Here is a 12,953-nt window from a genome sequence, read left to right as displayed (position 1 = left end):
GCTGCGGCGTTTTGGCTTGAAAACTGTGGGTGCCAGAAAAATGCGCAGTACTCTTCGTATTTTGACCGAGGCGACCGGTAACCTGAAGCACGTGGTGAGCGGTAACTGCCCTGCTGACAGGTTGTGGTTTCCGTGGTTGTGGCATACCGTTTGCTTGATTTTGGGCCGGGTTCGAGGAACCCTCGGCTGACAATCTGGGCGCGGCCACGCGCCAGAAAGCCGGCGAGCAAAACGACGAAACGAAATTTCAAGGGAGTTGCTCACATGCCTACAAAACTGACGCGCCGCCAAGCGATTGCTCTGCCTGCCGGCATTGCTGTGGGAAGTCTCGTTGGCCGCTCCGCGCTCGCAGCGGAGCCGATCAAGATCGGCCTGGTCGCGGCGCTTTCCGGACCTTCGGCGAAGTCCGGCGAGGGAATTACCCGCGGTCTTCAGATCGCGATCGACGAAATCAATGCCAAGGGCGGCCTGCTCGGTGGCCGGATGCTGGAGCTTGTGCGCCGCGACGACGAGTCGAACCCGGCCAAGGGGCAGACCGCGGCGCGCGAGCTGATCGACAAGGAGGGCGCAGCGATCCTCTATGGCGGCATCGACAGTCCGGTGTCCTTGGCTATCGTGCCGCTGGTGAATTCAGCCAAGGTTCCCTTCATGGGCGTGTGGGCGGCGGCAACCAACATCACGCGCAACGGCGCCAATCCGAACTTCGTCTTCCGCGTCTCCGCCGTGGACGTCCTGGTCGACCGCGCCTTGATCAAATACGCCATGACCAAGTTCGGCTCCAAGAAGCCGGGCCTGATGCTGGTCAACAACGGCTGGGGCGAATCCAATCTCGCCGGTCTTACCGCCGCCGCACAGGCCGCCGGCATTACGCTCGCGGGCGCGGAAAAGTTCGACGACAAGGATCCCGACATGACGCCGCAGCTGCAGCGGCTGCGGGAGGCCGGCGCCGACACCATCATCCTGGTGGGCAACGCCGCTCCCGGTGCGCAGGTGATCAAGTCGTTGCAGAAATCCGCCTGGGTGGTGCCCGTCGTCTCGCACTGGGGTATCTCGGGCGGGCGTTTCCCCGAGCTCGCAGGCTCCTGGGCGGGCAAGGTGCACTTCGTCCAGACCTACAGCTTCTTCGGACCGCAGAATGACGTCGGCAAACGCGTGCTGGCCGCCATGATGGCGAAATATCCCGACGTCAAGGGACCGGGCGATGTCACGCCGCCGGTCGGCGTTGCCAACGCCTATGATGCGATGCAACTGACGGCGCTCGCCATCGCCAAGGCCGGCTCGACCGAAGGCCCCAAATTGCGCGAAGGCCTTTTGAACATTGATAGTTATCAGGGCCTGATCAAGAACTACGCGAAGCCGTTTACGGACGAGAACCACGACGCGTTGAACGAAAACGACTACGTCATGGTCCGTTACAACGGGGATCAGATCGAGCCCGTCACCGGCTGACAGGGCGATGCTGGCAACCGCACTCGTCTCGGGGCTCAGCCTCGGGAGCATTTACGGCCTGATCGCGCTCGGCTTCACGCTGACTTTTGCCGTGTCCGGGACGGTGAACTTCGCGCAAGGGTCATCCGTGATGCTGGGGGCGGTGGTCTGTCACGCGCTGGCCATGGGATTGCACTGGCCGATGTTGGCCGCAATTCCGGCTGCGCTGGTGGTGTGCGCGATCTGGGGCCTGATCGTCGAGCGTATCGCGGTCCGGCCCTTCGTCGCGCGCGGCAGCAATGCCTGGCTGATGGCGACCGTTGCGCTCGGCATCGTGCTCGACAACGTCGTGATGGTGTTGTTCGGCAAGGAGCCGCGTGCGCTGCCATCATCCCTGGCCGACGATCCCTGGGTCATCGGCACCGTCGGCATCTTCCCGCTTCAGGTGCTGGTTCCGCTGGTCGGGCTCGGGCTCGCGCTCGTGGTTCATCTCGGCATGCACCGGACTAGTCTGGGCCTGAAGCTGCGCGCTGCGGTCGAGAACCCGGACGCGGCGCGGCTGATGAGCATCGATGTCACCATGCTTATCTCGTTGACTTACGCGGCGGCGGCGCTGCTCGCCGGGATCGGCGGCATCCTGATCGCGCCGCTCTATAATGTCGCCTACGACATGGGAACGTTGTTCGGCATCAAGGCTTTTGCGGTGGCCATTCTCGGCGGCCTGACCAATCCTTGGGGCGTCGTAATCGCCGGCCTCGGCTACGGCCTGGTCGAAGCCTGCGCCACGACCTGGCTCGGCTCCGGCAGCACCCAGATCGTGACGTTTTCGGCAGTGATTGCCGCACTTGTGCTGGCGCCGTCCGGCCTGTTCGGCGGTCGGGCCAAGGTGCGGGTATGAGGACGCTTGCTGCCGTCATTGCCGCGGCGCTCGCCTGCACCGCAGCCGCTGCAGTGTGTCTGCTGGCGCCCGGCTACTACGCCTATCTGCTCGGGACGCTTGCGACCACGGCGCTTGCGGGCATCGGCCTGAACGTGCTGCTGGGTCTCACCGGCGAAGTATCGCTCGGGCAGGGCGGCTTTCTGGCGCTTGGCGCCTATGGCGTTGGTATTCTCACCACCAAGGCCGGACTGAATTTCTGGGAAGCGCTGCCGCTCGCCGTGCTTCTGGTGGCGGCGATCTCGGCTGCACTGTCTATTCCGGCCCTTCGCGTCACCGGGCCTTACCTTGCGATGGTGACGATCGCGTTCGGCTTCATCGTCGAGTCCGTCTCGATCGAATGGCGCGACCTGACCGGCGGCTCCAGCGGGCTGGTCGGGATTCCCTCGCCATTTGCGACCGGAGGCACCGCGCTAATGGCGTGCGCCTTCTGCGTCGCCGGGCTTGTGCTGTTTTATTATCTTGCGCGCAGTCCGATCGGGCTGGCGATGCAGGCTTTGGCGTCGGCTCCGGCTGCCGCACGCGGCGTCGGGATCAGGCCGGTCGCCGTTCGCACCGCGGCTTTCGTGCTGGCCGCGGCTGCGGCGGGCGTCGCCGGCGGTTTGCAGGCCGCGCTGACCGGGTTCATCGCGCCGAGTTCATTCCCGTTCTCGCAATCGATCCTGTTTCTGCTGGTGGTGGTCGTTGGCGGCGCCGGGCGAACCCTCGGGCCGTTGATCGGATCGGCAGTGGTCGTGTTCCTGCCGGAGGCGCTCGCAAGCCTTGCCGAATATCGCCTGCTGGTGTTCGGTGCAGGCCTCCTGATCGTGTTGTTGGCCGCGCCGGGCGGCATTGCCGGCGCGCTGGCCCATCTCGTGCGGCCCAGAAAATCTCTTAGCCCGGCCAAGCCCGACATCGATCGCGCGCTCGCGCACATCACCGGCGCACGTGGCAGTCTCACCGCGGAAGGCGTACGGGTGGCGTTCGGCGGCGTGGTCGCGGTCGCAGGCGTCGACATGATGGCCTCACCTGGTCGCGTCACCAGCGTGATCGGCCCGAACGGCGCCGGCAAGACCACGCTGCTCAATCTGATGAGCGGCTTTCAGCGGCCCGATGCAGGAACCGTGCGGGTCGGCAAGCAGGAGATCACGGGCTTTGCCGCCCCCGACGTTGCGCGCGCCGGCCTCGCCCGGACCTTCCAGACCGCACAGCCGTTCGCGAATTTGAGCGTGCTCGACAACGTTCGGCTCGGCCTGTTGCGCGGCGCCTGGCGCGGCCAAGCGTCAGAGGATCTGGCGCGCGCGCTGCTGGCGCTCGTCGGCTATGCCGGATCCGAGACAAGGCTCGCCGCCACGCTGCCGCATGTCGACCGGCGTCTGGTCGAGATTGCGCGTGCGCTGGCGACCTCGCCCGCGGTACTGCTGCTCGACGAACCCGCGGCCGGCCTCAACGAGGCCGATACCGCCAGGCTTGGCGGTCTGTTGCAGCGGCTGGCCCGCGCCGGCCTCGCCGTCGTGTTGGTGGAACACGACATGTCGCTGGTGATGTCGATCTCCGATGAGATCGTGGTGCTCGATGCCGGACGCCGCATCGCGGCCGGAACGCCCGCAGTCGTCCGCAACGACCCCGCCGTCAAGGCAGCCTATCTCGGGACATCGATGTCGACGGGATCGGCCGCCGCGCGCGCCGTTGGTGCGCCTCTGCTCGAAGTCGAGGGGCTGAACGCGGGCTACGGCGCGTTGGCTGTGCTCGACAATGTCAGCCTCAAGGTCGGACGCGGCGAGGTGATCGCGCTGTTCGGGCCGAACGGCGCCGGCAAATCGACGCTGATGAAAGCGTTGAGCGGCCTGATTCGTCCTGTGAGCGGCAGCATCAAGCTCGACGGCAAGGACCTGGCGTCGCTCTCGGCGCCGCAGGTGGCGCGTTCCGGCCTGATCCTGGTGCCGGAAGGGCGGCAGGTGTTCCCGCAATTGACGGTTGCCGAGAACCTTCGCCTTGGCGCTACGCGCCGCAATGATTTCTCGCCCGCCGAAATCGAAGCCATGCTGGAGCGTTTCCCGCGGCTGCGCCCGCGCCTGCACACGGCGGCCGGTCTGCTCTCGGGCGGCGAGCAGCAGATGCTCGCGGTCGGGCGCGGGCTGTTGGCGAAGCCGGAAGTGTTGCTGCTCGATGAGCCATCGCTCGGCCTTGCGCCTGCCGTCGTCGCCGAACTGTTCGAACAGTTCACGCGGTTGCGGGACGAGGGCATGACCTTGCTGATCGTCGACCAGATGGCCGATTATGCGCTCGCCATCGCCGACCGCGGCTACGTGCTCGGCGGCGGCCGCGTCGTCGCACAGGGAAGCCCGTCGGAGCTGCGCGGCGCCATGCTCGACGACGCCTACCTTGGCTCTGCTTCTTGAGGTGATGAATGGATCTGATTGTCCGGGACGCGCGCATCCTGCGCGACGGCGAACTCGTCAAGACAGATATTGCCGTTCAGGGCAAGACGATCGCGGCCGTTGCGCCGGCGTTGACCGCCGATGGTCCTGAGCTGAAAGCTGAAGGCTGTCTTGTCGTTCCCGGCCTGATCGAAACGCACATCCATCTCGACAAGACCTGTATCCTCGATCGTTGCCGGATCGAGGAGGGCACGGTCGCTGAAGCCGTTCGTGAAACCGCAGCCGCCAAGCGCGGCTTTACCGTCGAAGACACCTACGAACGCGGTAAGAAGACGCTGGAACGTTGCATTTCGCACGGTACGATGCGGATGCGGACCCATGTCGAACTGGACCCCGGCATCGGGTTGATCGGCCTCGATGCGGTCGAACAGCTTGCGCGCGACTACGCCTGGGCGATCGACGTCGAGATCTGCGTGTTTCCGCAGGAAGGCATGACGAATTATCCCGGCACGGAAGAACTGCTGATCGAGGGCTTGCGCCGCGGCGCGCGCGCGATCGGTGCGGTGCCTTATTTCGACACCGATCCGCGCAAGCAGATCGATCGTATCTTCGAAATCGCGCGGGAGTTCGATGCAGAGATCGACATGCACCTCGATCTCGCCGAGACCACGCAGAACATGCAGGTCGAATATGTCTGCCGAAAAACCGAGGAATTCGATCGCGGCGGCAGGGTCGCAGTCGGCCATGTCACGCAGATGTCGCTGCTGCCGCCGGAGCGTTTCAATGAAATCGCGGCGCGATTGGCCAATGCCGGCGTGGCGGTGACGATCCTGCCCGCGACCGACCTGCACCTGATGGGCCGTTCCCACGACCACGCCGTGCCGCGCGGCGTCGTTCCGGCCGAGCCGCTGCGTAAGGCCGGTGTGACCTGTTCGATCTCGACCAACAACGTGCTCAATCCGTTCACGCCGTATGGCGATGGCTCGTTGATCCGGATGGCTAATCTCTACGCCAATGTCTGCCATGTCTCGCGCCCGGCGGATCTCGCGGGCTGCCTCGACATGATTACGGAATCCTCGGCGCGGTTGATGCGGCTTGGCGACTACGGCATCAAGGCCGGCGCACCGGCCGATCTCGTTTGCCTCGATGCCGCCAATCCGACGAACGCGGTGGCAACGCTGGCGCAGCCGTTATGGGGTTTCAAACGCGGCCGCAAGTCATTCACCCGGCCACGCGTGCAGATTCATCGTCACGCGCATTAGCGTGTGTTGGTTTTGATTGAGTCGCCGGCGGTTACCTGACACTCTTTTTGGTCTCCGCGAAGACGGTTCCGTTTGCGAGGCTTGGCAGGTCATTATTTCTGAAGGGCAGATTTATGTTGTCTCGCCGGCAAATCATTGCCTCGCCGTTCGCCGCTGGTTTGGCGCTGGCATCGCATAAGGCGACTGCGCAGACCGCCAAGCGCGCCATTGTCGATGCCCAGGTGCATCTGTGGAAGGCGGAATCGGAGGATTGGAAATGGGTCCCCGGCTCGAAGCCGCAAATGCCCGAGCCGTTCACGATCGAGAAGCTCGTGCCGCTGATGGATGAGGCTGGCGTGGATCGGGTCGTCATCGTGCCGCCGTCCTGGATCGGTGAGCGCAACGACTACGGTCTCGAGGCGGCAAGACGTTATCCCAATCGCTTCGCCGTGATGGGCCGGATCGCATTGCAGAATCCGCAATCCGCCGCGCTGCTGCCGAAATGGAAGGAACAGCCTGGAATGCTCGGCATCCGTGTCAGCTTGCTCAGCGATGTCAACGTGGGTTGGCTGACGGACGGGACGGCCGACTGGTTCTGGCCCGCAGCCGAGAAGGCGGGAATCCCCGTCATGTTTCTTGTTCCGGGACAGCTATCGATATTTGCCCGTATCGCCGAGCGCTACCCACAGCTCACGCTCATCATCGACCACATGGGCATGAACTCTTCGAGCCGTACCAACAGGATCACCGAGATCCCGGCGGCGATCGATCAGGCCGTTGCGCTCGCCAAATTTCCAAACGTCAGCGTCAAATTGTCGGGTGCGCCCGGCAACTCGCTTGAACCCTACCCATTCCGCGACATGACGGTGTACCTGCAGCGCTTGTTCGACGCCTATGGTCCTGAGCGCTGCTATTGGGGTACCGACATCACAAACTCGTTCGCGAAGGCCAGCTACCGCCAACGCGTCACCCATTTTACCGAAGAACTTGGCTTCCTGTCGGAAAGTGACAAGGACTGGGTTATGGGACGCGCGATCCTCGCGCGTCTGAAATGGGCCTGATCGCGGCGGCGGTTGTCACTCCGCCGCCTTGCTATTCTTGGCGCCGAACATCCGGGTCGGCGCGGCGAAGCCGCAGGACGTGCCGTCGGTGATCTTGACCTGATCTTCCCAGGGAAGCCGGTAAGTGCCTGCGACCATGTCCTGCATGAACGTGTAGGGACAATCCATCGCGCCGCGTTTCACCGCGACATAGCCGCGGTGCCAGAGTTGATAGATGTTGTTCTCGACGCCCCAGTTGATGCGGGCTTCGCGCACCAGATCGGGGCGCACCTCGGCGGTGATGATCTCGTCGACACGCCCGGTGGTTCCATGGGCGAGAACGGAGCCGTCGAAATTGACGATCATGCCTTCGCCCATCGAATCGAACGAACCGTCCGAGCCGCACATGCAGACGTTCGCCGTGACCATCAGGTTCTGGAACGAGTTCGCCTGGTTGGTGAAGCGCCAGCTCTCCCGGATCGGGGCGGTATAGCCCGCGGTGCGGATCATGATCTCCGCGCCTTTATAGGCGCATTCCCGCGCCATCTCCGGGAACATGCCGTCGTGGCAGATGATCAACGCGATCTTGGCGCCCTTCGGTCCCTCGATCACGGGAATGCCGACATTGCCGGGCTCCCACGGCTCGACCGGAATCCAGGGATGGAATTTGCGGTAGTAGAGTTTGATCTCGCCGTGGTCGTCGATGATCAGGCCGGAATTGTAGGGATTGCCGTCGGGGTTGTACTCCATGATCGAGAAGCAGCCCCAGATCTTGTTGTCGATGCAGGCCTTCTTGAAGGCTGCGACTTCCGGACCGTCGAGCCGGCACATGATCGCGGGATTGGTGTCCATCGACAGGCCATGCAGCGAGTATTCCGGGAATACCACGAGGTCCATGGTGCCGAGATTGCGGCGGGCCTTGCCGACCATGTAGACGATGCGTTCGGTCTGCTTGGCGAGGTCGGCCTTGGTCACAACCACGGGCAGTTGAAGTTGCACCAGCCCGATCACGACGCCGTTGGGCGATTTGTTCAGTCCGCCGAGCCCGTTCATGTGTTCCTCCTGGAGGCCGCATCATCGTTTGTGGGGAAGAAAAGCCGATTTTGGCCAATAGCAAAAGATCATATTTCAGGCGGTTTGGCGGTCGACTTGAGGGCAAAGGGCTGCCGGGCTATGGATTCCATCGCTAGTGCCCACTTTCCGAAGTTCGTGCTCCATCGTAGCACCCACTTTCACGAACTTCGGAAAGTCATGGGCACTAGAAGACTTATTGATTCTAGTACCGCTTTATCGATCTGAAGTCCCTGATCGAGTTCGCCGCTTGTGGTGCAGGGACTTCAGATCGGCGGTACTAGGCAACAGACTTGGCAAGGGAACGCGCCTCGATGGCGCCATTCAGAAAAGAAAGAGAAGCCAAACCAATGGCAAATACATCTCTCCGGGTTGCCATCGCGGGATTGGGACCAATCGGGAAGAAAGTCGCCGAAGCGCTCGATCAGGGCATCGACGGCCTGACGCTGGCGGCGGTGTCGGCGCAAAATCCCGAAAAGCATCATAACTGGCTTGGCAGCCTGAAGAAGAAGCCTGCGGTGCTTCCGATCGAGAAACTGTCGGACGCCGCCGATATCGCCATCGAATGCGCGCCGGCAAAATTGCTGCGTTCGATCGTGGCGCCGTTCGTCGAAAAGGGAAAGACCGCAATCGTGCTGAGCGCCGGCGCACTTCTCGAAAACGAGGACCTGGTCGAACTCGCCAGGAAAAACGGCGGGCAGATCGTGGTGCCGACCGGCGCGCTGATCGGGTTAGATGCCGTGACGGCGGCTGCCGTCGGTGAAATTCATTCGGTGCGGATGGTGACGCGCAAACCGGTCAATGGACTGGCCGGTGCGCCGTTCCTCGTCGAGAACAACATCGAGATTGAATCGATCAAGGAGCCATTGAAGATTTTCGACGGCACCGCGCGGGAAGCCGCCAAGGGATTTCCGGCCAACCTGAACGTCGCGGTGGCGCTGTCGCTCGCCGGCATCGGCCCCGACCGCACGCGGCTTGAAATCTGGGCCGATCCCGCGCTGACGCGCAACGTGCACCGGGTCGAGGTCGATTCGGACTCGGCGCGGTTTTCGATGTCGATCGAGAACATTCCGTCGGAAAATCCGAAGACGGGACGCATCACGGCGTTGTCGGTGATTGCGTTGCTTCGCAAGCAACGCGCCGCGCTGCGCGTCGGAACCTGAGGCGGGAAAGTGGGCGAAGCGGAGCGCGCGATGCAGCAGAAAAAAGCTATTTTGGCCACCGTCACCGGCAACGATCAGCATGTCGGTTTCCGGGCCATGATTATGAAGCAGGCGATAGAGTACAATCTTGCCGGATCCGCAAAGAACGGAGCAGACGGAACCGTTCATTTCACGCTGCAAGGCGACTCGGATCGGCTGGATTCGGCGCTTGCGGCTATTCGCGCGGGAACGAAGAAATCGTCGAATATAGAAGTCAGTGCAACTCAAGCCGCCGTAGACAGCGATTTGAGCACGTTTACGGTCATTGACTGGACATCAACAAGCCGAAACATAACCACTCCATATACTCTCATCTTTTCGGTGAGAGCCGATGATAAAGAGATATCCAGATCCGAGGCCAAAGACGTTTGGCATCAGATTTTGCGGACGACTCTGCACGGAGAAGATTTGCAGAAGTTAGACGACGACCATTGATTTTCGGCAAGACAAGCGGGATCCAGCCTACTTGGTGCCGTAGGCGCGGTCACCGGCGTCGCCCAGCCCCGGCAGGATGAAGCCGTTCTCGTCGAGCCCTTCGTCGATCGCCGCAAGCCAGATCGGCACGTCCGGGTGGATGCCGCGCATCCGCTCGACGCCTTCCGGCGCTGCAACCAGGCACACCAGGCGAATGTCGGTGGCGCCTTGCTCCTTCAAGCGATCGACCGCCGCAACCGTGGTGTTCGCGGTGGCGAGCACCGGCGAGACCACGATGACATGGCGTTCATGCAGGTCGTTTGGCGCCTTGAAATAATATTCGACGGCGACAAATGTCTCCGGCTCGCGATAAAGCCCGATATGAGCGACCCGCGCGCTCGGCACCAGATCGAGCATGCCTTCCGCAAACGTCATTCCGGCGCGCAGCACCGGCGCAAATACCAGCTTCTTACCGGCTAGCTGCGGCGACTTCATCGGCGAAAGCGGCGTTTCGATTTCGACATCGCCTGTCGGCAGATCGTGGGTGACCTCGTAGCAGAGGAGCATCCCGATTTCCTTGAGCAACTCGCGAAACAACTTGGTCGAGGCTTCCTTTTCGCGGAGCAGCGTCAGCTTGTGCTGTACCAGCGGATGGCTAACGATGGTGACGCCTTCCATGCTGCGGCCCCTCTAAAATACCGTGCCGTCGCTGATGACCTTCACCGGCGGCGAGGCGTCGGCACGGCGTTCGCGCGCCAGCCGCCGGCCCGTGGCCCAGGATCCGCCTTCGAGGACCTTCGCGAGCGGCAATGACTTGGCGTCAAGCCCGAGCCGCTTTCGCACGCCGTCGGCGAGGCGGTCGAGCAGCGCCACCGTCAGTGCGCGCCATTCCACTACCAGGGCCGAGGAGACCTCATGCTCGCGTTGCGCGTCCTTTTCGTCGCGGAACGCAAGCACGCCGGAATCGATGAACAGTCCGCCATTGCGGTATTCCGCAAGGCCCGTCAGGCCGTCGATATCGACGACCTCGATCCCGGCCGTTTGTAACGGCTCGATCAGCGAGTAGGCGAGCCACTGCGAGAGCTTGTGCAACGGCACGACGCCGTTCGTTGCGTCGTCGGTCGTGAGCGAGGGATGTCGCCAGCAGTCGCCGAGCGCTATCCCACCAAGTGACAGCCGCGACGGCCAGATCGGTCCGAGCTGTTGCAACAGTTCGGACAGGATGACGGGGGCAGGCAGGCGGCCGTTTTCGGTGCGCGATGCCAGTTGATCGAACAGTCCGCCGGGACGCGGCGCGTCGTGCCGACCGAAGATGTCAGCTCTTGAGACGACGAGTTTGCCGAGACTGCGCAAGAGCTCGACGCGGCCTTCGAGCCCGACAAGTGGATTGCCGTCGGAAACTTGCAAGCCGCGCGCGACATCGTTTACGGAGAGGCTCGCAAGTGCCTCGCCGTCGGCGCGAAGCGGCTCGCTGGCGTTCGCAGAGAATGTGCCGCCTTCGAACATCGCAAGGCTGGCCAACGCCAACCCTTCCGAACGGCCGATGGCCGCGCCGCTCTTCGGATCGCGATAGCGCCAGGTGGGCCCGGCGCCGGCATCCAGAAAGACGCTGACCATCGCAAGGTCGAACTCCGCACGCGCCCTCGATGCGGGATCAGGCCACCGCACTCGATTTGCGATCGCCGTCCAGCGGTTGTCGCCGTTGACGACGAAGTGTCGCCAGCGCGAGTGAAAGGGGACGTCGAGCGACGGATAGGCCTCACGCGTCGTTTGCAGAACGAGATCGACGACGCTGTCCATCTTGTCGGGGTGGATGCGGAAATTCGGCAGCTTGTCGTCGAGCGCCAGGGCCAGCATGCGATGGGCGCGCTCGCGCACGGCGGAGGCGCTCAGGAGAGACAACGCCGCTGACGCTTCCGATTTTGCCGCCGGCACAGCCACGTCCGATTCAGTATTTTTCAAGCGGGCGGCCGACTGAGTTGGCAAGATCATCCGGCGGTGGCGGCTCGGCGGTGTAATAGCCGGCAGCCTTTTTCGCCGCCATCTCCACATGCGCATCGGGCGGGACGAGTTCCTCAGGTATCGGAACGCGCTCGACAATCTCGATTCCCTGGCTGGTCAACGCATCGTGCTTCATGTCGCTCATGGAGACGAAACGGTCGATGCGTTTGAGGCCGAGCCAGTGAATCACATCCGGCATCAATTGCTGGAAGCGCGCGTCCTGCACACCGGCGACGCATTCGGTCCGCTCGAAATATTGCGCGGCGGCGTCGCCGCCTTCCTGGCGCTTGCGTGCGTTATAGACCAGGAATTTCGTGACCTCGCCGAGGGCGCGGCCTTCCTTGCGGTTGTAGACGATGATGCCGAGACCGCCTTCCTGTCCAGCGCGCGCGCACTCCTCGATTCCGTGAATCAGATAGGGGCGGCAGGTGCAGATGTCGGAGCCGAACACGTCGGAGCCGTTGCATTCGTCGTGCACCCGGCAGGTGATCTTGGTGCGATGGTCCGGCAGTTTGGTGACGTCGCCGAACAGGTAGGCCGTCATGCCGCCGATCGGCGGCAGGAAGACCTGCAAGTCCGGCCGCGTGACGAGTTCAGGGAACATGCCGGCGGTCTGCTCGAACAACTGCCGGCGCAGGTTGTTTTCGGTGGTGGCAAAACGCTTTGCGATACCCGGCAGGTACCAGACCGGATCGAGGGCGATCTTGACCACGGAAACACTGCCGTTCTTGTGAACGACTTCGTCGTCGTGCTTCAGCCGTCCGGCGTCGATCGCCGCCTTCAGTTCCGGCAGGTCGAGCCGGGCGCGCGTGATGGCGATGCTGGGGCGGATGTCGATGCCTTCCGCGATTTCGGTGGCGAAGTTTTCGGCCACCAGGTGACCCCAGGGATCGAGCGAGACGATGCGCTCCGGATCGCTCCATTGCGGGAAGGGACCGATGGTAGCTGCCGGATGCGTGTTGGTGAGATCGGGGCGCCGGATCGGGTCGAGCGCGCCTGAGGAGACCGCGAGCGCGCGGTAGACCGAATAAGAGCCGCCATGGGAGCCGATGACGTTGCGGTCCTGCGGGCGGGACACCGTGCCGATGACCGGGCCGCGCTCGCGCGCGCTGGCCGCGCCCCACTGGATCGGGAAGTTGAGTTTGCCGCCCGGTGTCGGATGCGAGGTGAGCCGGATATGGTCAACCCGGTTGGAGCGAGTCATCGCGGTTATCCTTCAGATCTAGGCTTCCGCTCCAAGGCGTTGTCGTCTTGAGCGG

Annotated in this window: 11 protein-coding genes; 7 read left to right on the top strand and 4 right to left on the bottom strand. The window is 63.2% G+C overall.

The window, feature by feature from the left end; all coding sequences use genetic code 11:
- Positions 1–264 precede the first annotated feature (264 nt).
- From BUA38_RS02815 to BUA38_RS02795, 5 genes are all read left to right on the top strand, one after another.
- A complete protein-coding gene (locus BUA38_RS02815) occupies positions 265–1,449 on the top strand; it encodes an ABC transporter substrate-binding protein (RefSeq protein ID WP_072816612.1) in 1,185 nt (394 codons plus the stop codon).
- Positions 1,450–1,456: 7 nt separating this feature from the next.
- On the top strand, positions 1,457–2,326 hold the full coding sequence (locus BUA38_RS02810; RefSeq protein WP_072816611.1) for a branched-chain amino acid ABC transporter permease: 870 nt from the start codon (positions 1,457–1,459) through the stop codon (positions 2,324–2,326).
- Entirely contained in the window at positions 2,323–4,746 is a 2,424-nt protein-coding gene (locus BUA38_RS02805) for a branched-chain amino acid ABC transporter ATP-binding protein/permease (protein WP_072816610.1), read from the top strand. The genes BUA38_RS02810 and BUA38_RS02805 overlap by 4 nt, the downstream gene beginning before the upstream one ends.
- A gap of 8 nt (positions 4,747–4,754) precedes the next feature.
- Positions 4,755–5,987 carry an amidohydrolase family protein gene (locus tag BUA38_RS02800; RefSeq protein WP_072816609.1) on the top strand — a complete coding sequence of 411 codons (1,233 nt, stop codon included), beginning with the start codon at positions 4,755–4,757 and terminating at the stop codon, positions 5,985–5,987.
- Between the two features lie 113 nt (positions 5,988–6,100).
- Positions 6,101–7,027 carry an amidohydrolase family protein gene (locus BUA38_RS02795; RefSeq protein ID WP_072816608.1) on the top strand — a complete coding sequence of 309 codons (927 nt, stop codon included), beginning with the start codon at positions 6,101–6,103 and terminating at the stop codon, positions 7,025–7,027.
- A gap of 15 nt (positions 7,028–7,042) precedes the next feature.
- On the opposite strand, the gene BUA38_RS02790 is transcribed toward BUA38_RS02795, so the two are convergent.
- A complete protein-coding gene (locus tag BUA38_RS02790; RefSeq protein WP_072816607.1) occupies positions 7,043–8,059 on the bottom strand; it encodes a formamidase in 1,017 nt (338 codons plus the stop codon).
- A gap of 368 nt (positions 8,060–8,427) precedes the next feature.
- Between BUA38_RS02790 and BUA38_RS02785 the strand changes: the two genes are divergently transcribed.
- Together BUA38_RS02785 and BUA38_RS02780 are read left to right on the top strand one after the other, a co-directional pair.
- Positions 8,428–9,240 carry an aspartate dehydrogenase gene (locus BUA38_RS02785; protein ID WP_072816606.1) on the top strand — a complete coding sequence of 271 codons (813 nt, stop codon included), beginning with the start codon at positions 8,428–8,430 and terminating at the stop codon, positions 9,238–9,240.
- A 30-nt stretch (positions 9,241–9,270) separates the two neighbouring features.
- The gene (locus tag BUA38_RS02780; RefSeq protein ID WP_072816605.1) at positions 9,271–9,714 is read left to right on the top strand and encodes an acylphosphatase; all 444 of its coding nucleotides are present in this window, start codon (positions 9,271–9,273) and stop codon (positions 9,712–9,714) included.
- Positions 9,715–9,741: 27 nt separating this feature from the next.
- On the opposite strand, the gene upp is transcribed toward BUA38_RS02780, so the two are convergent.
- The 3 genes from upp to BUA38_RS02765 are packed head-to-tail and all read right to left on the bottom strand — an operon-like array spanning position 9,742 to position 12,898.
- A complete protein-coding gene (gene upp, locus BUA38_RS02775) occupies positions 9,742–10,371 on the bottom strand; it encodes a uracil phosphoribosyltransferase (protein WP_072816604.1) in 630 nt (209 codons plus the stop codon).
- A 12-nt stretch (positions 10,372–10,383) separates the two neighbouring features.
- On the bottom strand, positions 10,384–11,655 hold the full coding sequence (locus BUA38_RS02770; RefSeq protein WP_276328157.1) for a URC4/urg3 family protein: 1,272 nt from the start codon (positions 11,653–11,655) through the stop codon (positions 10,384–10,386).
- A complete protein-coding gene (locus tag BUA38_RS02765; RefSeq protein ID WP_072816603.1) occupies positions 11,642–12,898 on the bottom strand; it encodes a GTP cyclohydrolase II in 1,257 nt (418 codons plus the stop codon). Before BUA38_RS02765 ends, BUA38_RS02770 begins: the two co-directional genes overlap by 14 nt.
- Positions 12,899–12,953 lie beyond the last annotated feature (55 nt).

This window comes from Bradyrhizobium erythrophlei (genome assembly GCF_900142985.1).
GTDB classification, from domain to species: Bacteria; Pseudomonadota; Alphaproteobacteria; order Rhizobiales; family Xanthobacteraceae; genus Bradyrhizobium; species Bradyrhizobium erythrophlei_B.
The sequence above is the reverse complement of the archived record's forward strand: the minus strand, read 5'-3'. Positions and strand labels throughout refer to the sequence as shown.